This is a genomic window from Pseudomonas sp. GW822-FHT04H02, from assembly GCF_058800645.1.
Genome location: NZ_JBXAMM010000003.1, coordinates 416,691 through 438,590 on the forward strand (window position 1 = coordinate 416,691; position 21,900 = coordinate 438,590).

Genomic DNA, 21,900 nt, shown 5'->3' on the forward strand with positions numbered 1-21,900 from the left:
AAGGACAGTTTTGTGCCCGGCCTTGTCGCCAAGCGACAACTTCTTATAGCGCCAACCCAGGTTTTAAGCGGGTTTATGGCAATGCGACAAATAGCGTCGCAAAGGCGCAGTTTAAACTGCGCACAGCCTCAGCGGCAGATTTGCCGGGCAATTTGCCCAAGGTAATTACCCAGGTAGTTATGTGGCGGGCAGCCCCAAATCTCGAAAAGGTTATCGACGTTACGACAAGAGGACGTCGAACGGGATTTTGCGGGCGAGCGGGTTGCCTGTGGGATTCGCCGGCAAGCCGGCTCCTACAATACGGGGTCAGCCACGCTCGGAAGGCACGGAGGAGAGTTCGAACGGGCTGCTGCTGCGCCGCTGATTGCGATCTTCACGCGGGGTGGCGCCAAAGAAGTTGCGGTAAGCGCTGGAGAAGTGCGGGCCGGAAGAGAAACCACAGGACAGGCCGATCTGAATGATCGACTTGCTGGTCTGCATCAGCATCTGCCGGGCCTTGTTCAGGCGCAGCTCCAGGTAATACTGGCTGGGCACGCGGTTCAGGTACTGCTTGAAGATCCGCTCCAACTGACGACGGGAAACACAGACGTGCTGGGCAATCTCGTCGGTGGTCAGCGGCTCCTCGATATTGGCCTCCATCAGCAGCACTGCCTGGGTCAGCTTCGGGTGGCTGGAGCCCAGGCGATTTTGCAGCGGGATACGCTGGCGCTCGCCGCCTTCACGAATGCGCTCCACCACCAGTTCCTCGGACACCGCACCGGCCAGCTCGGCGCCATGATCCCGGGCCAGCACCGCCAGCAGCAGGTCCAGCACCGACATGCCACCGCACGCGGTCAGGCGATCACGGTCCCAGTCGAACAGATGGCTGGTGGCGATGACCTTGGGAAAACGCTCGGCGAAATCATCCTGCCAGCGCCAGTGCACCGCTGCCCGATAACCATCGAGCAACCCCAGTTGTGCCAAGGGGTAAACCCCGGCTGACAGCCCACCAATCACACAGCCGGCACGCACCAGCTGCTTGAGGGCACTGCTCAAGCCGGAACTCATCGGCGCCGGCGGCTCGTCCGCCAGCAGGAACAGTTTCTGACAACCTTCCAGCTTGCCCGCCCAAGGCTCGCCCGGCAGCTGCCAGGCGCCTTCGGCCGGAGCTTCAGCCTGCAGGAAAGCCAGCTCATAGACCACTTCCGGGTGCACCCGCTGGGCAACACGCAAGGCCTCCTCAGCCAGCGCCAGCGTCAAGGCTTTAGTGCTGGGCCAAATCAGGAAACCAATTCGATGGGCAGTCATGGCGGGCAATCCGAAACGAAAACAAGGTGAGAAGCCAAGGGCGGCAGCACCAAGTTAGACCATCTGGCGCGCGGTGCGCAGCATGACCTAATTTGGTGCACAACGGCAGCTATTACTTGAGGCTGCCCGAGAGGAATTGTTGCAAACGTTCTGATTGCGGGTTCACCAGCACTTCACGCGGGTTGCCGCTCTCTTCCACCACACCCTTGTGCAGGAACACCAGCTGGTTGGACACCTCACGGGCAAAGCCCATTTCGTGGGTCACCACCACCATAGTCCGGCCTTCCTGGGCCAGGGCCTGCATGACCTTCAGGACGTCGCCCACCAGTTCCGGGTCCAGGGCCGAGGTCGGCTCGTCGAACAGCATGACTTCCGGTTCCATCGCCAGGGCCCGGGCAATTGCCACCCGTTGCTGCTCGCCACCGGACATGTGCCCCGGATAGGCATCCTTGCGGTGCGCCACACCGACCTTGGCCAGGTAGTGCTCGGCCTTCTCGCGAGCCTCGGCCTTGGACACACCCAGCACATGCACCGGCGCTTCCATGATGTTTTCAATCGCGGTCATGTGCGACCACAGGTTGAAATGCTGGAACACCATCGACAGGCGCGAGCGCATGCGCTGCAGCTGCTTGGGATCGGCGGCCTTCAAGGCGCCGTCCTTGTTGGCTACCAACTTCAGCTCTTCGTTGTTCAGCAGGATCTTGCCCGCATGGGGCTGCTCCAGCAGGTTGATGCAGCGCAGGAATGTACTCTTGCCCGAGCCACTGGAGCCGATGATGCTGATTACATCGCCAGCTGCGGCCTTCAGGGACACGCCCTTGAGCACTTCGTGACTGCCATAGCGCTTATGCAGGTCTTGGACTTCAAGTTTGTACATGCGGTCGGTTCTCACAAAAACAGTCAGTCGTTGAGCAAGCGCCCGTGACGCAGCGCTTCGCGCCCCGCCACCTTGGCCAGCCAGAAACCGGGTTGGGCATAACGCAGCCGCTCAACGGCGAACAGCACGCCGCTGGTGCCAGCACACACCGTGCTGACCCGATCGGATAGGGGATCAATCACTTCAAAAACCGGCTCGCCCGCCTCCACCCAGCTACCGGCCGGACGCAGAAAGCTCACCACGCCGGGGTGCGGCGCATACAGCAGCTGGGTGCCTTCGAAAGGCATGGCCTCGCAGGCTTCGCGCCCGGGGGCCGGCCAGTCACCGGCAATCAACCCCTGCTCGGCAAGAAACGCCAGGATGCCTTCGGCGTGCGCTTGGGCCTGAGGCCGCCCGGTGTCGGCCTGGCCGCCCAGCTCAAGGGTGGTTGCCAGGCAAGCCAAGGGGATCTGCGCTTCAGGGAACTGCCGCGACAGGCGCAACCAGGGCAACGAACAGGCTTCGTCGAACGAACTGCCACCGGAATCTTCCGCCAGCAGGCCGACCTTCACATCCAGGTGCGCGGCCAGGGAGCGCCACTGCGGCCAATGCTGCGGCAATGCATACATGTGCAGCGCCGCCTCGGCATCGCAATGCAGGTCCAGCACCACATCAGCGCTGCAGGCATGGCTCAGGAGCACCCGCTGCATGCCCTGCAACTGGCTGGACGCCGGCGGTAGCTCAGCCAGCACCCCGGCCATGGCCTGGCGAATCAGGCGCACATTGGCGTGCGGATCATCCCCCAGGCGCCCTTGCAGGCGCTGGCCGACCGGCTCGCTCAACTCGACGAAATCACGGTTGAAGTTCTTGCCGCTGCCGGCCTCGAAACGCCCCTGGTGATTGCCTTGCAGCAACTGGCCCAGGCCCAGTGGGTTGGCCACCGGCACCAGCTCGATGACGCCGTTGAGAGCCCCCTGGGCTTCCAGTTCGCCGAGGCGCTTCTTCAGCTCCCAGGCAGTACGCATGCCCGGCAACTCGTCAGCATGCAGGCTGGCCTGGATATAGGCCTTGCGCTCGCCGCTGCCGAAACGGAACACCGAGATATGCCGCTCGCTACCCAGGTGATTCCAGGGCAATGGATGATCGATGCGTTCCATATCAGTGCTTCCGCGGCGCCAGGTAGCGCAGCCAGCGGCCTTCGGCCAGCTTGAACAGGCGCACCAGGATAAAGGTCAGGCACAGGTAGAACACGCCGGCGGTGATGTAGGCCTCGAACGGCAGGTAGTACTGCGCGTTGACCGTCCGCGCCGCGCCGGTGATGTCGATCAGGGTCACGATGGACGCCAGACTGGTGGTCTGCAGCATCATGATCACTTCGTTGCTGTACTGCGGCAGCGCGCGGCGCAGAGCCGATGGCAAGAGAATGCGGCGATACATCTTGTAGCGCGACATGCCCATCGCCTTGGCCGCCTCGATCTCGCCATTGGGCGTGGCCTTGAGGCTGCCGGCGATGATTTCCGCGGTGTAGGCGCTGGTGTTGATGGCAAAGGCCAGGCAGGCGCAGAAGGTCGCGCTGGACAGCCAGGGCCAGAGGAAACTCTCGCGCACCGCTTCGAACTGAGCCAGGCCGTAGTAGATCAGGAACAGCTGCACCAGCATCGGCGTGCCGCGGATCACATAGGTGTAGAGCCAGGCTGTCATGTTCACCAGCGGCTGCTTGGACACCCGCATCAGCCCCAGGGGCAGCGCCACCAGCAAACCGAAGAACAGCGACAGCGCCAGCAGTTTCAGGGTGGTCAGCAGGCCGCCGAAGTACAGCGGCAGGGCCTCATAGATGACGTTGTAGTCGAAGATCATAGATCAGCCGCCCTTACGCCTACCGAGTAGCGCTTCTCAAGGTAACGCAGTGCCAGCAACGAGACACTGGTGATCACCAGGTACATCGCCGCCACTGCAAGGAAGAAGGTGAATGGCTCGCGAGTGGCATCCGCCGCCTGCTTGGCCTTGAACATCATGTCTTGCAGGCCCACCACGGAAATCAGCGCGGTCGCCTTGGTCAGTACCAGCCAGTTGTTGGTGAAGCCGGGAATCGCCAGGCGAATCATCTGCGGCACCATCACCCGGAAGAACACCTGGAAGCTGCTCATGCCGTAGGCCATGCCGGCTTCCGCCTGCCCCTTGGGGATCGCCATGAAGGCGCCACGGAAGGTTTCGGAGAGGTAGGCACCGAAGATGAAGCCCAGGGTGCCGATACCGGCCGCCAGCGGATTGAGGTCGATGTAATCGTCATAACCCAGCAGCGGCGCCACCCGGTTGAGCAGATCCTGGCCGCCGTAGAAGATCAGCAGGATCAGCACCAGGTCGGGAATACCGCGGATTACCGTGGAGTACAGGTCGCCCAGCCAGGCCAGCCAGCGCACCGGCGAGAGGCGCAGCGCAACCCCGATCAGACCCAGAACAATGGCCAGGGCCATGGACGACAAGGCGAGCTGAAGCGTCAGCCAAGCGCCATCGAGGATGACAGCCCCGTAGCCTTTCAACATGATTCAGGTCCTCGAAAATTGGGATGAAAAAATGGCGCAAACTTCAGAGATTCTGCTGCTTGCGCCATCTCGGACTGACTGATTCGACGGTCTTACTTGCCGTAGATGTCGAAGTCGAAGTACTTGTCCTGGATTTGCTTGTACTTGCCGTTCTCACGAATGGCAGCGATGGCGGCGTTGATCTTGTCCAGATCGGCCTTGTCGCCCTTGCGCACGGCGATCCCTACGCCGTCGCCGAAGTATTTGACGTCGGTGAAGGCCGGACCGACGAAGGCGAAGCCCTTGCCAGCGTCGGTCTTCAGGAAGCCGTCATTCAACAGGGTAGCGTCCGCCACGGTACCGTCGAGGCGACCGGCGGCCACATCCAGGTAGATTTCGTTCTGCGAGCCGTAAGGCTTGATCTGCGCACCCAGGGGAGCCAGCACTTCACGGGCGAAACGCTCGTGGATCGAACCGCGCTGCACGCCGATGTTCTTGCCCTTGAGCTCGGCCAGGCCGTCGCTGATCTGGGTACCGGCCTTCATCACCAGACGCGCCGGGGTGTTGTAGTACTTGTTGGTGAAGTCCACGGATTTCTTGCGATCGTCAGTGATCGACATGGACGAGAGGATGGCGTCGATCTTGCGAACCTTCAGTGCCGGGATCAGGCCGTCGAACTCTTGCTCGACCCAGACACACTTGACCTTCATCTCTTCGCACAGGGCGTTGCCGATGTCGTAGTCGAAACCGACGATGCTGCCGTCCGGCGCCTTGGAGGCAAACGGAGGGTAAGCCGCTTCGATACCAATTTTCAGGGGCTTTTCATCGGCAAAAGTCGGCAGGGAGAGCACGGACAGTGCCAGGGCGCCAAGAAGCACGAGTTTCTTCATCTTAGAACTCCATCGGTAAAGGGCGAAAACGGCAGAGTGAGCGACAGCCCAATATGCGAATGGGTGAAACAGCAAATAGCGGCGCTGCGGCCCGGGCAGCCCGCAAGGGGCTCACACACAGGCAACGACGAGCGAGTGACCGGCATTCTAACGACAGGCTGGAAGCCGATATTTCCTCAATGCGACAACAAATTACAGAAGCATCGAGAATGCCTGGCCAGCGCATTGACAGCTCTTCAATTCTATGCAAGAGCGAAAGACGGGGAACCGATCTATGCTGCAAATTGCGGGCCTATTATTGGCAAAGCCTTCTATTCCGGCAAGCGCAGCGTGATGACTTATTTTTTATAAGGGTATAAAAGGCCCCGAAATGGGGCCCGGCGTTTCCCATTGCCCCGAAAGTAGGCGCGAGGTTACATCTTCGGCCGTACCGGTAACATTCGGATACACCGAAGGGATAAATCCGATATTTATTCGCCCCTTCCTCGCGGGCAAGCCGGCACCTGCAACAGCCACGCAGAGGGCTTTGCGGCCCATCGCCACCGCACAAAAAAGCCCCGCCCGGCACAGGGCCGGGCGGGGCTGGGTGACTCGAAAACCGCCTCAGGCGACGTTCATGGTCTTGTGGGTATCGATCAGGTGCTGCACCACACTCGGGTCAGCCAGGGTCGAGATATCGCCCAGACCGTCGTACTCCGCCGTGGCGATCTTGCGCAGAATCCGCCGCATGATCTTCCCAGAACGAGTTTTCGGCAGGCCCGGCGCCCATTGGATGACGTCCGGCGAGGCGATCGGCCCGATTTCCTTGCGCACCCAGTTCTTCAATTCCAGGCGCAGGGCTTCGTTCGGCTCTTCGCCACCATTGAGGGTCACATAGACGTAGATGCCCTGTCCCTTGATGTCGTGAGGCACACCCACCACCGCCGCTTCGGCGACCTTCGGGTGCGCAACCATGGCACTTTCGATTTCAGCGGTACCCATGCGGTGCCCGGAGACGTTGAGCACATCGTCCACCCGACCGGTGATCCAGTAGTAGCCATCTTCGTCGCGACGGGCGCCGTCACCGGTGAAGTACATGCCACGGAACGTCTTGAAGTAGGTATCGACGAAACGATCGTGGTCGCGGTACAGGGTCCGTGCCTGGCCTGGCCACGAATCGAGAATCACCAGGTTGCCCTCGGCCGCGCCCTCGATGATGTTGCCCAGGTTATCCACCAGGGCCGGCACCACGCCGAAGAACGGACGCGCTGCGGAACCCGGCTTCAAGGCATGCGCCCCCGGCAGCGGGCTCATGAGGGTGGCGCCGGTTTCGGTCTGCCACCAGGTGTCGACGATCGGGCAGCGGGACTGACCGACGTTCTTGTAGTACCAGTCCCAGGCTTCCGGGTTGATCGGCTCGCCCACCGAGCCCAGCAGGCGCAGGCTGCTGCCATCGGCCCCTTCGCAGGCAGCGGTGCCCGAAGCCATCATGGCGCGGATTGCGGTCGGTGCCGTGTAGAGGATGTTGACCTTGTGCTTGTCGACGATCTTCGCCACCCGAGTGACATCCGGGTAGTTCGGCACACCCTCGAACAGCACGGTGGTGGCGCCGTTGGCCAGCGGGCCGTAGACAATATAGGTGTGGCCGGTGACCCAGCCGACGTCGGCGGTGCACCAGTAGACTTCGCCCGGGCGGTAGTCGAACACCCGCTCATGGGTCAGCGACGCATACAGCAGGTAGCCGCCGGTGGTGTGCTGCACGCCCTTGGGCTTGCCGGTGGAACCGGAGGTATAGAGGATGAACAGCGCTTCTTCGGCGCCCATCTCTTTCGGCGCGCAGACGCTGCCGGCGACTTTCATCAAGTCTTCGTACCAGATGTCGCGGTGCTGGTTCCACTTGATGTTGCCACCGGTGCGCTTGCACACGATGACCTTCTGAATGCTGCTGGTTTCCGGATTGGTCAGGGCATCGTCGACATTGGCCTTGAGCGGCACTTTCTTGCCGGCACGGATACCTTCGTCGGCAGTGATCACCACCTTGGAGCGGCAGTCGATGATGCGCCCGGCCAAGGCTTCAGGGGAGAAGCCGCCGAACACCACCGAGTGGATCGCGCCAATGCGGGTACAGGCCAGCATGGCCACCACCGCCTCGGGAATCATCGGCATATAGATAGTCACCACGTCGCCGCGGTGCACGTCCTGGCCACGCAGGGCGTTGGCGAACTTGCAGACTTCCTCATGCAGTTCGCGGTAGGTGATGTTGCGGCTTTCGGAAGGATCGTCGCCTTCCCAGATGATCGCGATCTGATCACCGCGCTCGGCGAGATGGCGATCCAGGCAGTTGTAGGAGACGTTCAGGGTGCCGTCGGCGAACCACTTGATATCGACATGGTGATCGTCGAAGGAGGTCTGCTTCACCGTGGTAAAAGGCTTGATCCAGTCGAGACGCTTGGCCTGTTCGCGCCAGAAACCGTCCGGGTTCACGACCGACTGCTGGTACATGGCCTTGTAGGTCGCTTCGTCAGTCAGCGTATTGGCCAAAACCTCGGGACGAACGGGATACAGAGAAGCCGCACTCATCTTTCTTACCTCGGTGACATAGTTGTTTTTGTATGACCCCGTTGTAGCCGGGGGACGTCTATAGAACCATTCGACGATGGTAGTAACAACCCCCTGCGAAATACCCCTTCATTTGCCAAACCCCTTCAAGAATGCGCCTTACAGCGATATCCACCCTACCCAAAAAAGTTCCAGCCAGCTGCCAAACAGCCCTTTTTCGGCGATTGTTACAAAAACTGTCAAAGGTGTTTATCAAAAGTACGCCTATATGACTGCGGCCCCCGCGCCTAAAATCTGCCTCGCCCAACAGGCAATCTGATTAACCAAGTTGCAGCCCCCACGAAGGCAGTTAATCAAACTTCTACTCAAGTTCCACACGCAGCCCCATAAAGGCTGCGTGACCTCACACGACCTTAGAAAGGTAAAACGCAAATGAAAGCTTTATTAGTTCTGGCCCTCAGCAGTCTGTGCGTAACCGCGATGGCTGATGAGATCCCGACTGATGTCGCCAACCAGCAAGTACCGGTAGAGGAATACACTTACTCGACTGATCTGGATATCGCCAAAGTTATCTCCATGAGCGAAGTTCCAGAAGTATGCGAAGTTGTACCAGCGCGCATGGAATATGAAGACTCCCACGGCCAGCGGCATATTCTTCAATATCGCGTAATGGGCAACGGTTGCTCTAACGGCTAATAGCAAAGTTCATTGCACATACCTTGATGACTGCCGGCCGCAAGAAATCCCTCTTGCGGCACAGATGCCTGGTGACTACCCACCCATGGGCAGTAAAAGGCCTCAGCCTGACGACGTGCGAGCCCGGCAATCGCACGCACCTTTCCTCCTGAGGTTGATGGCCTCCTCATGGCACCGCCCACGACCTTGCGAGCAACTCCAGCGACGGCTTCGACGGAGGAAATCCGGCCACCCCCTGAAGACCTGCTCCAGGAGATTTCCCAAGGCAAGAACGAGCGATTCGAGTTGTGTTCAAAACCTCAAAAAGTCTTGCAAAAACACAACATCTAGTAAAATTGGCTATTTTTTGGCCATTTCCAGCTATTTTTTTCAAGCGTGAAAAAAAATCTTCAACCGCCAAAGCCTTGTAAACCCGCGCTCTGCTCCAAGTCCCCCCCCTTCTCGGGCTCGCCTGCGCCCATCGGTCGCCCCACGCCCCCGAAAATATCCTTATAATGCGTCCTCAAAACGGGCCTGCAACATTCCCTTACCGGATGAAAACGACCTGCTGAATCCTGCGCAGGAGCTGGCACACCAAGCTCCGCCCGACAGCGGTCACCAGGCACCCGGACACGTATTTCTGTTTATTGCCTGCGTTCACTGCTGCAACAAACGATTTCCAATGATTTAACGCGGCCAGCGTGCCGTGTGAAAAACCACCCCTTTTGTTTTCACACGGGCATCTGGCCCTCGAGCAGGAGACGACACGTCATGCTGAGCTGGGACGAATTCGACAAAGAAGAAGGTGAAGTTGCGGTCAAAGGCGCCAACGCCGGCCACGCTACTGAAGCCAACATGGACCGCCTCGACAGCGCCGGTGGCGCCGCCGCTCTCGAAGCCCGTGCCGTGACCGCCAGCGACTCCGCTGCCGTAGCCCGCGCCAAGGCGTCTCTGGATCAGCTCGACATCGCCGAAGGCCTGGCTGAACTGGAAGGTTCTTCCGCCCGTGTCGCGGTTGACGAGAAGCGCATGATCAACTGCCGCGCCGACCTCAACCAGCTGGTGCCGTTCAAGTATGACTGGGCCTGGCAGAAGTACCTCGACGGCTGCGCCAACCACTGGATGCCGCAAGAGGTCAACATGACCGCCGACATCGCCCTGTGGAAAAACCCGGAAGGCCTGACCGACGACGAGCGTCGCATCGTCATGCGCAACCTGGGCTTCTTCTCCACCGCCGACTCCCTGGTTGCCAACAACCTGGTACTGGCCGTGTACCGCCTGATCACCAACCCGGAATGCCGCCAGTACATCCTGCGCCAGGCGTTCGAAGAGGCGATCCACACCCACGCCTACCAGTACTGCATCGAATCGCTGGCCATGGATGAAGGCGAGATCTTCAACATGTACCACGAGATTCCATCGGTTGCGAAGAAAGCCGCCTGGGGCCTGAAGTACACCCGTTCGATCTCCGATCCGAAGTTCGAAACCGGCACCGTCGACACCGACAAGGAACTGCTGCGCAACCTGATCGCCTACTACTGCGTTCTGGAAGGCATCTTCTTCTACTGCGGCTTCACCCAGATCCTGTCCATGGGCCGTCGCAACAAAATGACCGGTGTCGCCGAGCAGTTCCAGTACATCCTGCGCGACGAATCCATGCACCTGAACTTCGGCATCGACGTGATCAACCAGATCAAGATCGAAAACCCGCACCTGTGGGATGCCGAGATGAAGGAAGAAGCGACCCAGATGATCCTCCAGGGCACCCAACTGGAGATCGAATACGCTCGCGATACCATGCCGCGCGGTGTACTGGGCATGAACGCCGCGATGATGGAGGACTACCTCAAGTTCATCGCCAACCGTCGCCTGTCGCAGATCGGCCTGAAGGAAGAGTACCCAGGTACCACCAACCCGTTCCCATGGATGAGCGAGATCATGGACTTGAAGAAAGAGAAGAACTTCTTCGAGACCCGCGTGATCGAGTATCAGACTGGCGGCGCCTTGAGCTGGGATTGATTCCCGGATCAATGACACAAACAAGAAGCCCTGACCTGGTCAGGGCTTTTTTATTGGCCGCATCAATCTACACAGGGACTGGCTCATCAAAGTACGTGCAGGCTGCATGACCTGCCGCTATAAAGAACCCTCTTCCGCTTAAGGATCAAAGCGCCCATGAAATTCGATACCGCGTACTGCATCAGCCTCGACGACAAGTTGTCGATCTATGACGTGCGTGATCTGAATTTCGATGAAACCCTGGTCTTCGATTCGGCCAGGGAAAGTTTCCAGTGCCCCAACGATGAATGCCGCGCAGCGTTCGATAGCACTAATCAACTGGGCACTTTCAACGCCAAGAACGTCAACTACATCCGCACGCCGCATTTCAAGAACCTGCCCGCCACGCTTCATATGGAAGGATGCCCTTATGGGGTCAGCAAAAGCGCCGGTAGCGTGGAAGGCACCGCGACCGAAGAGGAACGCGAGGAGCATTTCCCCTCGGAGCTGCTCTTAAGCCGCCGTGAATACGTGCGCAAGCCGGCCAGCCCCCAAGCGGCAGTGGATGCCCCACGGGACACTCCGCCAGCCGCTACGGCCAGTTCGCACAAGCCCCACCCCGGGCGCGACACTACCCCGGACAAGACCAGCGTCTTCGCCCACCCGGTGGAGTGCTTTGTGTCGAACATCGACGACAAGGAACTGCTCAAGCGCATGCCGCTGAAGGTCGGCGAACACACGGCCAGCTACGCCTCGTTCTTCAAGAAGATCGAGTACCTGCTGGACAACAAGGGGCTTATCTACTGGGGCAAGATCAAGGAGATCAAGGACTACACCCAAAGCTTTCGCATCGATTTCGAGCAGAAAGTCTGGTTCAAGGCAGAGGGCGAAACCAAGAAGAAGCCCTACTCGGTCAATGTCTACCTGAGCAAGAAGCTGATCGACAGCTACCGCAAGCGCAAAGCCTTCCTCGAGGAGATCAAGGGCGCCGCCGACAGCCAGCGGGAGCTGTACTGTTTCTTCTATGGCGTGACGCCGGCGCTCAAGCAAGTGCCGAGCAAGAAAGACCCCGAGTCGACCTTCGGGGTCTTCAGCGCCAATATCGAGAACCTGGATCACTTCGTGATCCGTGAGGCGCCGGGGCTGGAAGCAAAATAACCTCCTTCGGTTTCAATGCTTGGGCAGCTCCAGAGCGACGGCCCCGGGGTGCTTCCTGACCAACGCATACGGCAGCACCGACCACTCAGGCCCGTCACAGGCCCGCGCTACCCGAGGAAAGTAGGCCTTGAGGAACAGCCCCTTGGGAGTGAAGTACCAACTGTTATCGCCCCAGACGCTCTCGTCGCTGTAGTTGCAGCCCTCGTCGGGGTCGGTCGGCTCGCGCATCTTGTCGGGGTACAAGGCGCGAAACTGCTGGACCAGCCAGGGTGCCAGTTTTTCCTGGGTGTATTCGTAGAGGCCTGTGCGCTCAGCTTCGGTGAGACGAGTGTCCCCTTTGCCATTGCGGTCGCTGTGCAATAGCGGTTTGCCTTGCCCCACCCAGAGCACATCGGACAGTGACAACGGGTGGCCACTGTTCACGTCGATATTCATGGGGGAGTCGCCAAAGTCCGGGTGAGCACCGCCGCAGGAATAGCTGGTGGAGATATTCACGCTCAGTACCGCCGGTGAGAAGAACTGTGGTTTTACCGTCTGCATGAATTCGCCCTCCTGGGAGCCGGCTCCCAGCAGGCACTCGTGGTAGGCGCTCACCTCGCGCCACAGACGCTCCATCAACAACTGATTGAGACGCTGTTGCTGAGCTTCCGGGTAACCGCCGACCACCTTGAACATCGACAGCTTCGACCCTGGCTCGCTCCACCATTGCAGGGTGTAACCCATGAAGCTCTGCTGCTTGCCCTGCTTGAGGGCCAGGCCCTGCAGGCGCAGGTATTCGTACAGATCATTCGGATAAAGCTGCGCCAGATAGGGCAACGCATCCGGCTTGGGCGCCTCAGCCTTGGCCGTGGACAACTGCACATCGAGAGTCTTGCCCTTGGAGTCCTGCCACTGTCCCTGCCAGCCATCGGCAGTTTGCTGCAACTTGAAGGTGGGCAGGGCCGCCTGCTCATCGTCAGGGCGGCCTCCTCCCTCCCGCAGCTCCAGCGCCTGCCCGACAAGCGTGCCGTTGAGTGCCAGATCATGGTGATACTTCTGATAGAAATATCGCCCTGTGACGTCCTTGGGATCGCCGGTATTGATTTCCAGCACAATCGGCATCTTGCCCAGAGTGCCGCTGAGAACCTGTCGAGAGGGCGAGGCCTGCAGACCCTGAAGGTAGATACACAGCAACAGGGCACCGAGGATCTGGCGCATCAATCCGTTGAACATGGAAACTCCCTTGCATGAAAAGGCCGCCAGCGTCGTCAGCAGCGCCTGGGCCTGTGGTAAGCGACGAGCAATTATGGACCGGCGCCCCAGGACAATCGAGCGGCCAAGCGTGACGCTTCTATCACTTCAGGCACATGCTCAGCAGCACCAGAAACAACAGACCGATGTAAACCCTCGCATGTACCCGGTCAGGGATCCTGCCGATCCAGGGCGCGGCCAGACGAATACCCAGCAACGAACCCAGGGTGAGGACAAAAAACGCCAGCAGGTCGACATAACCGACAAACCAGGGGCCCAGATCGAAACGGCTATAGCCTGCCAGCGCCATATAGGTCGCAGTACCCGCCAGCGCCACGGGGACACTCAGCGGATTGGCCATGGAGGTGGCCTGGGTCATGCTCAGGCCGCAGCGACGTAGCAGGGGAACAGTCATGACACTGCCGCCCACTCCGAGGAAGGTAGCAATGACGCCTATTCCTACACCGCCAAAGAGCGTTTCGCCTGATCCCAGGTCACGGGTTTTCTGCCCTACCGACTGTTCAAGAAACCCCCGGCGCAGCAGGCAGTCGGCAATGGTCAGGCCCAGGTAGGCAATAAAGGCATAGCGGATCACCTCGCCACTCACCCACATGGCCCCCGCCGCGCCAACTATCGCCCCCAGCCCGATATAGCCACCCAGGGGCCACAGATAGCGGCGGACAAGATTGCCTGCGCGCTGGTGCCTGCCGGTGGCAACCAGGGCGTTGACGATCATCACACAGGTCGAAGTGGCTACCGCGACATGCATCGCCGCCTGCCCCACCGCCGAATCGGCGCCCTGGCTGCCGAGCAACATCCAGTACAGCAGCGGTACCACCACAAACCCGCCACCAAAGCCGAACAGCACGGCGCTGATGCCCGTCATGCAACCAAAAAGTGCCAACAGTAGATAGAACATCAAGGCGTTTCCATTCAGGTAGACGCCCTGGAAGATAGAACCCCAGCGCTTGGCCGGCTTCAGCAAATTGGCCAATAATGTTTGCGTTTACGCCAAATACAGGACTGTGTCGGCATGCGCAATATCTCCATCGACCAACTGGATCAGACCCCGCGTCCCGTGCTCGCCATTGGCACCGACTACCCAGACGGGCAACACCTGCCGCGCCATCGGCATCGGCGGGCGCAACTGCTCTATGGCGCCACCGGAGTGATGCAGGTCAGTACCGATCAGGGCAACTGGGTGGTGCCACCGCAGCGGGCGGTGTGGATTCCACCGGGGGTGGAACATGAGGTGCTGATGCTTGGGGTCAGCACTCGCAGCCTGTATATCGAGCCGGCCGCGGCGCCACTGGACAGCAGCGGCTGCCGGGTCATCGGCATCTCGCCACTGCTGCGCCAGCTACTGCTGGAAGCAGTGGACATGCCCCTGGAATACGACCTGGACGGGCGCGACGGGCTGCTGATCAACCTGCTGCTGCACGAAATCCAGCGTTGCCCTGGCCTGCCGCTGCACATTCCCTTGCCGGCCGGCGGCCCACTGCTGGAGCTGTGCCGGGCTTTTCTCGCCCGGCCCGATGTCCATCAATCCCCCCTGCACTGGGCAGACCGACTGCATGTCAGCCTGCGTACCTTCAATCGCTGGTTTCGCCAGGAGACCGATATGAGCTTCGTGCAGTGGCGGCAACGGGCCTGCGTGATCCAGGCCCTGGCCCGGCTGGCGGCCGCGGAGCCGGTAACCCGAATCGCCCTGGACCTGGGTTATGACAGCCCTGGCGCGTTCTCCACCATGTTCCGTCGGGTGCTGGGGCAATCCCCCAGCACCTACCTGAATCAAGAGCATCCAGCCCCTGGAAAAGCCTTGTGACCAAAGGCTGGCGCAGTGGCAGAAATTGAGTTTGATCCGGACGCAAAACAACTGTACAAATATCCAGTACAACGCCAACGCACTGCCTAACCTCCCGGAGAAAACCATGGCCTCTCTCGCGATGAAAATCACCCTGGAACGTATCGCTCTCTATCAATTCACTCCACAACACTGCGCCCAGGCCCGGGACATGCTGGGCTGGGACATGGATCAGCTGTCCCGCGAGTCCGCGGTCTCGGTGCAAGCCATCCAGCGCTTCGAAGCGGGCTACGAGGTCCGTGACGTAACCCGCCTGGCCCTGGCGTTCTGCCTTGAGGCCCAGGGCCTGGTGTTCTTCCCGGGCTTCACCCCTGGCCGCGGCATGAACATCAAGGGAGCCACTCCCAACCCGATGGAGCGGCCCGACTACGCCCTGATCGAATGATCCAGCCGCCTGGGCAAGTGCTCGTACAAGGCCGGTACTGGCAGAGGGGTCGAGCCCGGACGAACCGGCGGGCAGGCCAGGTTTTTTTTCCGGGCCTCATGGCGCCGCAAACGGCGGATGCCATGGTCACCATCCTCATAACCCGCCGCGCGGGCGAAGAAGGCCTGGGTCAGGCGGATTCGACGCCCGCCTGCTCCAGTGCACCTTCCACCTCCAGCCACCAGGCGGCTCCCCGCTGCGGCTGCGCCAGGTTGAAGGCTTCGCCCATTTGCGGCGTGGTGATGTTGGTACTGCGCTCCCAGGCCAGGGCCAGGATGCGGTCGAAGGGTTCGTGCCAGGCGTGCATCGCCAGGTCGAAGGTGCCGTTGTGGATCGGTAGCAGCCAACGACCTTGCAGGTCGATGTGGGCCTGCAGAGTCTGCTCGGGCTGCATGTGCACATGGGGCCATTCGACGTTGTAGGCCCCGGTTTCCATCAGTGTCAGGTCGAATGGGCCGTACTGCTGGCCAATACGCTTGAAACCGTCGAAATAACCGGTATCGCCGCTGAAGAAGATCCGCGTGGGGCCATCGATCATCACCCAGGAGGCCCACAAGGTCCGGTTGCCATCGAACAGACCACGTCCGGAAAAGTGCTGCGATGGGGTGGCAACGAAACGGACGCCAGCGACCTCACAGCCCTGCCACCAATCCAGTTGCCGGACCTTGGCCGCCGGCACGCCCCACTTGATCAGGGTATCGCCCACCCCCAGCGGGGTGAGGAAATGCCGAGTCTTGTCCGCCAGGACCAGCACGGTCTTGTGATCAAGGTGATCGTAATGATCATGAGACAGGATCACCGCCTCGATATCGGGCAATTGCTCCAGGCTGATCGGCGGCTGGTGAAAGCGCTTCGGCCCGGCCCATTGCACGGGTGACGCGCGCTCGGCAAACACCGGATCGGTGATCCAGAACTTGCCGCGCATCTTCAGCAGCACGGTGGAATGCCCCAGGCGGTACACGCTGTGATCGGGCGCCGCCAGCAACTGCTCGCGGGTCAGCGGCTGCACCGGAATGGCTCCGGCCGGGCGGGTATTGCGCGGCTTGTGGAACAACATGTTCCAGAAGATCTGCAGGGTCTTGCCAAAGCCGGCACGACGCACCGGCGCATGGTTGCGAAAAGCCCCCTGCTCCTGGCGTGAGGTTTCCTCGCGGGGAGCACGGGTGATGCTTGACGAGACAGTGGCCATGATTGAAATGACTCCATGGAACGCAGCAAGGTTGCGACGTGGTATTGCGGGACGATCTACTGGCCAAGGCACGCAAGCATCAGCCGCCAATCATCGTTTCAAAGATGAACTACACTACACAGTGTAGTTTCTACATTGCAACAGGAAACAGACGAAGTAGACTGCCGAGTGTTTTTACCGACCATCCTGACCGAACCCAACTTATGACAGCCCCGAAGCGCCTCACCGACCTCAAACGCAGTGCCATCGTCCAGGCGGCGATCAGTGAATTTCGCACCAGCGGTTTCGAGATCACCAGCATGGACAAGATTGCCGCTACGGCTGGGGTGTCCAAGCGCACGGTGTACAACCACTTCCCCAGCAAGGAGGAACTGTTCGCCGAGATCCTGCACCAGCTCTGGGCCAGCATCAGCGCGCAATCGGAAATCATCTACCGCAGCGACCTGCCCCTGCGCGAGCAGTTGGAAAAGGTCGTGCGGGCCAAGCTGCAACTGCTGGCGGACGACAACTTTCTCGATCTGGCCCGGGTGGCCATCGCCGCAGCCATTCACTCGCCGGAACGGGCGCAGAACATGGTGGCGCGGCTTGGCGAACGGGAAGAAGGCCTGACCCTGTGGATTCGCGGCGCTCTGGCCGACGGTCGCCTCAAGCCGGTAGACCCGGAATTCGCCGCGACCCAGATGCACGGCCTGCTCAAGAGCTTCGCCTTCTGGCCGCAGATCACCATGGGCCAGGCGCCACTGGCAACAGGCATGCAAAATCAGGTCGTCGAGTCGGCGCTGGACATGTTCCTGGGCCGCTACCAGGCCTGAGTTCCCGGGGCACCTGTGCGCGCCGAACCGCAGCCGGCGGTCGCCACCACTGTGAAATGGCTTGGAAGGACACTGATTATTCTCACTGGAATAAATGACAATATTCACCAGACTGATCCGATAAACGGCTAAGCCGAAAAAACACCACAAGGTGTTTCAGTACAGAACCTGGTGCAGGAATTTATGGAAAACCAACGCGGCAAGGGGCTGTCATTTGCCCGGCGCATCTATCGGCCAAGGATCATCGGCCTGGGTATCGGCGGTATCAGTGTATTCGCCACCCTCTACCCCCTTGCACTGCCCAGTTGGATCTGGGCCCTGCTCCTGTTCCACGGCCTGCTCTGGCCTCACCTGGCCTATCAACTCTCCACCCGTTCTGCCTTTCCCTACCAGGCAGAACGTCGCAACCTGCTGTACGACTCGATGCTGGGCGGTTTCTGGGCTGCCACCATGCAGTTCAATCCCCTGCCCGCCGTCACCATCCTGTCGATGATGGCCATGAACAATGTGGCCGCCGGGGGGGTGCGTCTGTTCATCCGTGGCGCTCTGGCCCAGGGCATCGGGGTCCTGTTGTCCTGGTCGCTGTTCGGCGCCAGCTTCAATACCCGGATCAGCCCGCTGCAGATCTATGCCTGCCTGCCGATGCTCACGCTCTATCCGCTGGCCGTGGGCATGGTCTGCTACCGGCTGGCGATCAAGCTGTCCGAGCACAAGCGCGCCCTGAGCGCCCTGAGCCGCACCGACAGCCTCACCGGTCTGCTCAACCACGGCTCCTGGAAAGACCTGCTGCATATCAAGTTCCACAAATGCCAGCAGCAACAGATCGATGCCAGCATCGCCCTGATCGACATCGACCACTTCAAGGCGATCAACGACACCTACGGACACATCATCGGCGATACGGTGCTGCGCCATCTGAGCAACGAACTGCGGCGCAACCTGCGTCACGACGACCTCGCCGGCCGCTACGGCGGTGACGAGTTCTGCGTGATCCTGCCGCGCATGGACCGCCAGCAGGCACTGGAGGTCATGGAACGCCTGCGCCAGGTCTTCAGCCAGTACCGGCATCCGCAAGTGGCTGAACTGAAAGTCAGCCTGAGCATCGGCCTGGCCGCCTTCGACCGCGAATTCCAGGACCCTTCAAGTTGGCTCAACGCCGCCGACAAGGCCCTGTACCTGGCGAAAAACAGTGGCCGCAATCGAATTGCCAGCAATGACGACGAGGCTCATTCCCGGCAAACACAAATGGCATAAAAACCCAAAAAACTTATACAAAAAGGAAGTAAAAAACATTTTTGTACAACTTTATTTGGATTTATCCCGGCAATTGCCATCATAATGCCGCCACTTCGCTACCGCACAGGACCTCCATTCGGGGACAAATGCCGTAGCCCATCAATCCAACTAAATCGATTCGCAGCCACTACGTCTCCTCTTGATGCGGCCAACGATGCACGCCAGCAACGTCGCCCGCGTCATCGCTGCGAATTTATCTGTCAGTCATGGAACGCTGGCATTGAGCAGATAATGCCGAACGCTGGGGAGCATTCGGCATACCGGCGAACTCAATAGGGATCGACGCGACGTTTCTCCCACAGAGCACCAGCTACCATGCTATTCAACCGCCACAACAAGACCATCGATTCCCTGCAGCAAACCATTGCCGAACAATCCCGATTGCTGGAAGCCATTGATCGCTCCATGGCGGTGATCGAATTCGACCTGCAGGGCAACGTCCTGCGAGCCAACGCCAACTTCCTCCAGACCCTGGGCTATCGCGAAGACCAGGTGACAGGCCAGCCGCACCGCCTGTTCTGCACCCCGGAGTACGTTCGCAGCAGCGACTACCAGCAATTGTGGAACCGCCTCAGAAGCGGCCAGTTCGAATCCGGAACCTTCGAACGGGTGGCCAGCAACGGCCAGAGCCTGTGGCTGGAAGCCAGCTACAACCCCATCCGCGACGCATCCGGCGCAGTGTACAAAGTGGTCAAGTACGCCCTGGATGTCACCGCCCGAGTGCAGGAAGAGGTGGAGGCGCGAAACAAGCTGGACGCCATCGACCGGGCCATGGCGGTGATCGAGTTCAACCTCGACGGCAGCATCATCGGTGCCAACAGCAATTTCCTCAGCCGCATGGGCTACAGCCTGGCCGAGATCAAGGGCAAGCATCACCGCATGTTCTGCAAACCCGAGCTGATCAACAGCAGCGCCTACCAGGACTTCTGGAACCGCCTGAACCGGGGTGAGTTCTTCAACGGTCAGTTCGAGCGGATCGACAGGCACGGACGTACGCTGTGGCTGGAAGCCAACTACAACCCGGTCTACGACGCCAGCGGGCGCCTGTGCAAAGTGGTCAAGTACGCCGCCGACGTCACCCAGCAGGTGGAAAAACACGAACAGGATGCCCAGAGCGCGAGCCAGGCTTATCACATCTCGGTGCAGACCCGAAAAGTCGCCGAACAAGGCACCGGAGTGATCCAGCAAGCCGCCAGCGAAATGCGCCAGATCGCCGAGAACATCGAGGGATCTTCATCGCTGATCGCGCGCCTGGGCGAACGCTCCGAGCAGATCACCGCCATCGTCAACACCATCCGCGCCATTGCCGACCAGACCAACCTGCTGGCTCTGAACGCCGCCATCGAAGCGGCCAGGGCCGGGGACCAGGGCCGTGGTTTTGCCGTGGTGGCCGATGAAGTCCGGCAATTGGCGGCGCGCACCAGCGGCTCGACGGCGGAAATCTCCAGCATGATCGACATGATCCAGAACGAAACGCAGCAAGCCATCAAGAGCATGGACGGTACCCGGGAGCGGGCGGCCAAGGGCGTGCAACTGGCGGATCAGGCGGGCACGGTGATCCTGCAGATTCGCGACGGTGCCAGCGAGGCGGTAGAGGCCGTGAGCATGTTCGCCAACGAACGCGGCGCCCCCTGAGGGCAGGCTTTCCTGGCGTCGAGAGCGACGTCGGGCCTGGCCCGGGAGGCTATAGTGGCCTGACGTCCCAGTGCCTGGCGGAGGCCATCATGAGTTCCAGCGACACCCCGAAGAAACCCACTCCGGTCATCGACCACCTGCGCTTTCATCGCGCCCATGCCCACCTGGCGCCGACCTTCGGCACCGATAACTTCGCCTTGAAGGCCGAAGCCTTCGCCCGGTTCTTCGGCACCCCGACCTTCCTCGGCGCACAAACCCTGGTGGTGCTGGTCTGGGTGGCCCTGAACCTGACCGGCGTCACCCATTTCGACGTCTATCCCTTCATCCTGCTGAACCTGGCCTTCAGCCTGCAATCGGCCTATGCCGCCCCGCTGATTCTCCTCGCACAGACCCGCCAGGCCGCGCGGGACAAGGCCCAGGCGGATGCCGATGCGCAGCACCGCGAAGCCCTGGCCGTTGCCAACAGCGAACGCCAGGCCCAGGCCGCACAGACCACCACGCAACTGATGGAGCTGCTGGAACAGAACACCCGGCTGACCGAAATGACCAAGCAACTGACCGAGCGCATCGAGAATCTCACCAGCGAGATGCATGAGCATTTCGTGCGCAAGGATCAACCCAAGGCCTGAAGGCCTCAGGGCCAGCGCAAGTGCCGCGCCAACTCGTCGAACAGTGTCACCACCGAACGCAAGGCCCGACAGTCCGGGCGGGTCAGCAGCCACAGGGCGGTTTCCTGGCCCAGGGGTTCACTCAACGCTTCCAGCCCGGCGCTGCCCACCAGGAAATCCGGCAGCGCGGCCACGCCCAGGCCAGCGCGCACCAGCTCGGTAACCGAAAGCATGCTGTTGCAGCGGTAACTGGGCTGTACGCCGGGCCATTGCTGGCGACGCCAGACCACCGTGGGGTGATCGGGCAGGAAATCGTCCGGGGCGATCCAGGCCAGCCGCGACAGATCAGTGCAGTCGACCCGTTGCCGATAGGCCGGGCTGGCGCATACCCGGTAGGACACCGCCCCCAGGCAGCGCCCCACCAGGTGCTCTGGAGGCCTGGCGGTCAGGCGCACGGCAATATCCGCATCACGCCGGTTGAGATTGGCGAAATCATTGGACGTGCACAGCTCGATGACCAGTGCCGGGTAGTTCGCCATGAACTGCGCCAGGGCCGGCAGCAACAGGCCTTGCAACACCGAATCGGTACAAGTCAGGCGTACCGTGCCGCTGACCACTTCGCCGCCCCGGGCCACGCCGATACGCGCCGCTTCCAGGGCCTGTTCCGCGTGTTCGGCCTGCTGCGCCAGGGCCTGGGCCAGGCTGGTGGGCAAGTAGCCGGCGCGGCTCTTGTCGAACAACTGCTGGCCCAGCCCGGCCTCCAGCCGGCGCACGGCGCGAAACACCGTCGAGACATCGACCTTGAGCAGGGCCGCAGCACGCGCCAGGGAGCCGCCGCGAACCAGGGCCAGGATCAATGAGAGATCGGGATAGTTCAACTGATAGTGCGCTGGTGCAATGATCATTTGGGTAAACGCC

General features: G+C 60.7%; 19 protein-coding genes and 2 pseudogenes. 10 read left to right on the forward strand and 11 right to left on the reverse strand.

The window, feature by feature from the left end; genetic code table 11:
* Positions 1-306: 306 nt before the first annotated feature.
* The 7 genes from argR to acs all read right to left on the reverse strand — a co-directional run bounded on the left by argR (position 307) and on the right by acs (position 8,114).
* The gene (argR, locus tag AC1RMG_RS14185) at positions 307-1,287 is read right to left on the reverse strand and encodes a transcriptional regulator ArgR (protein ID WP_011062772.1); all 981 of its coding nucleotides are present in this window, start codon (positions 1,285-1,287) and stop codon (positions 307-309) included.
* Between the two features lie 112 nt (positions 1,288-1,399).
* Positions 1,400-2,164, reverse strand: coding sequence for an ABC transporter ATP-binding protein (locus AC1RMG_RS14190; RefSeq protein ID WP_011062773.1), 765 nt, complete (start codon positions 2,162-2,164; stop codon positions 1,400-1,402).
* A gap of 23 nt (positions 2,165-2,187) precedes the next feature.
* Positions 2,188-3,300, reverse strand: a complete 1,113-nt coding sequence (locus AC1RMG_RS14195; protein WP_493169445.1) for a succinylglutamate desuccinylase/aspartoacylase family protein — start codon at positions 3,298-3,300, stop codon at positions 2,188-2,190.
* 1 nt (position 3,301) lies between these two features.
* The gene (locus tag AC1RMG_RS14200) at positions 3,302-4,000 is read right to left on the reverse strand and encodes an ABC transporter permease (RefSeq protein ID WP_011062775.1); all 699 of its coding nucleotides are present in this window, start codon (positions 3,998-4,000) and stop codon (positions 3,302-3,304) included.
* Complete coding sequence (locus AC1RMG_RS14205) at positions 3,997-4,686, reverse strand: ABC transporter permease (RefSeq protein WP_011062776.1); 690 nt, start codon at positions 4,684-4,686, stop codon at positions 3,997-3,999. Before AC1RMG_RS14205 ends, AC1RMG_RS14200 begins: the two co-directional genes overlap by 4 nt.
* 92 nt (positions 4,687-4,778) lie before the next feature.
* Positions 4,779-5,555 carry an ABC transporter substrate-binding protein gene (locus tag AC1RMG_RS14210; protein ID WP_011062777.1) on the reverse strand — a complete coding sequence of 259 codons (777 nt, stop codon included), beginning with the start codon at positions 5,553-5,555 and terminating at the stop codon, positions 4,779-4,781.
* A gap of 603 nt (positions 5,556-6,158) precedes the next feature.
* Positions 6,159-8,114: an acetate--CoA ligase gene (gene acs / locus AC1RMG_RS14215; RefSeq protein ID WP_011062778.1), complete on the reverse strand. Its 1,956-nt coding sequence runs from the start codon at positions 8,112-8,114 to the stop codon at positions 6,159-6,161.
* Between the two features lie 411 nt (positions 8,115-8,525).
* Between acs and AC1RMG_RS14220 the strand changes: the two genes are divergently transcribed.
* From AC1RMG_RS14220 to AC1RMG_RS14230, 3 genes are all read left to right on the forward strand, one after another.
* Positions 8,526-8,789 (forward strand): DUF2790 domain-containing protein, encoded by a 264-nt coding sequence (locus AC1RMG_RS14220; RefSeq protein WP_011062779.1) that lies wholly within the window; start codon positions 8,526-8,528, stop codon positions 8,787-8,789.
* 750 nt (positions 8,790-9,539) lie between these two features.
* Positions 9,540-10,787, forward strand: coding sequence for a ribonucleotide-diphosphate reductase subunit beta (locus AC1RMG_RS14225; RefSeq protein WP_011062780.1), 1,248 nt, complete (start codon positions 9,540-9,542; stop codon positions 10,785-10,787).
* A 156-nt stretch (positions 10,788-10,943) separates the two neighbouring features.
* Positions 10,944-11,924, forward strand: coding sequence for a hypothetical protein (locus AC1RMG_RS14230; RefSeq protein WP_493169447.1), 981 nt, complete (start codon positions 10,944-10,946; stop codon positions 11,922-11,924).
* A 12-nt stretch (positions 11,925-11,936) separates the two neighbouring features.
* Here AC1RMG_RS14230 and AC1RMG_RS14235 read toward each other — a convergent pair whose 3' ends face one another.
* A complete protein-coding gene (locus AC1RMG_RS14235; RefSeq protein ID WP_493169449.1) occupies positions 11,937-13,136 on the reverse strand; it encodes a hypothetical protein in 1,200 nt (399 codons plus the stop codon).
* Between the two features lie 121 nt (positions 13,137-13,257).
* On the reverse strand, positions 13,258-14,073 hold the full coding sequence (locus AC1RMG_RS14240) for a sulfite exporter TauE/SafE family protein (protein WP_011062783.1): 816 nt from the start codon (positions 14,071-14,073) through the stop codon (positions 13,258-13,260).
* Positions 14,074-14,187: 114 nt separating this feature from the next.
* On the opposite strand from AC1RMG_RS14240, the gene AC1RMG_RS14245 reads away from it, so the two are divergent.
* Together AC1RMG_RS14245 and AC1RMG_RS14250 are read left to right on the forward strand one after the other, a co-directional pair.
* Positions 14,188-14,979, forward strand: coding sequence for an AraC family transcriptional regulator (locus AC1RMG_RS14245; RefSeq protein ID WP_493169451.1), 792 nt, complete (start codon positions 14,188-14,190; stop codon positions 14,977-14,979).
* 106 nt (positions 14,980-15,085) lie between these two features.
* On the forward strand, positions 15,086-15,403 hold the full coding sequence (locus AC1RMG_RS14250; protein WP_026020019.1) for an XRE family transcriptional regulator: 318 nt from the start codon (positions 15,086-15,088) through the stop codon (positions 15,401-15,403).
* A 169-nt stretch (positions 15,404-15,572) separates the two neighbouring features.
* On the opposite strand, the gene AC1RMG_RS14255 is transcribed toward AC1RMG_RS14250, so the two are convergent.
* On the reverse strand, positions 15,573-16,631 hold the full coding sequence (locus AC1RMG_RS14255) for an MBL fold metallo-hydrolase (RefSeq protein WP_015636688.1): 1,059 nt from the start codon (positions 16,629-16,631) through the stop codon (positions 15,573-15,575).
* Positions 16,632-16,834: 203 nt separating this feature from the next.
* Here AC1RMG_RS14255 and AC1RMG_RS14260 point away from each other — a divergent pair, with 203 nt between their 5' ends.
* From AC1RMG_RS14260 to AC1RMG_RS14280, 5 genes and pseudogenes are all read left to right on the forward strand, one after another.
* Positions 16,835-17,443, forward strand: a complete 609-nt coding sequence (locus tag AC1RMG_RS14260) for a TetR/AcrR family transcriptional regulator (protein WP_041752496.1) — start codon at positions 16,835-16,837, stop codon at positions 17,441-17,443.
* A 183-nt stretch (positions 17,444-17,626) separates the two neighbouring features.
* Positions 17,627-18,697, forward strand: a complete 1,071-nt coding sequence (locus tag AC1RMG_RS14265; protein ID WP_015636690.1) for a diguanylate cyclase — start codon at positions 17,627-17,629, stop codon at positions 18,695-18,697.
* 357 nt (positions 18,698-19,054) lie between these two features.
* Positions 19,055-19,828 (forward strand): annotated as a pseudogene (locus tag AC1RMG_RS14270) (PAS domain-containing protein); the annotation flags it as partial.
* Positions 19,829-19,933: 105 nt separating this feature from the next.
* Positions 19,934-20,374: pseudogene (locus AC1RMG_RS14275) on the forward strand (methyl-accepting chemotaxis protein); the annotation flags it as partial.
* A gap of 89 nt (positions 20,375-20,463) precedes the next feature.
* Positions 20,464-21,003, forward strand: a complete 540-nt coding sequence (locus tag AC1RMG_RS14280; protein ID WP_041119556.1) for a DUF1003 domain-containing protein — start codon at positions 20,464-20,466, stop codon at positions 21,001-21,003.
* Positions 21,004-21,008: 5 nt separating this feature from the next.
* On the opposite strand, the gene AC1RMG_RS14285 is transcribed toward AC1RMG_RS14280, so the two are convergent.
* On the reverse strand, positions 21,009-21,887 hold the full coding sequence (locus tag AC1RMG_RS14285; RefSeq protein WP_493169455.1) for a LysR family transcriptional regulator: 879 nt from the start codon (positions 21,885-21,887) through the stop codon (positions 21,009-21,011).
* Positions 21,888-21,900: the final 13 nt, after the last annotated feature.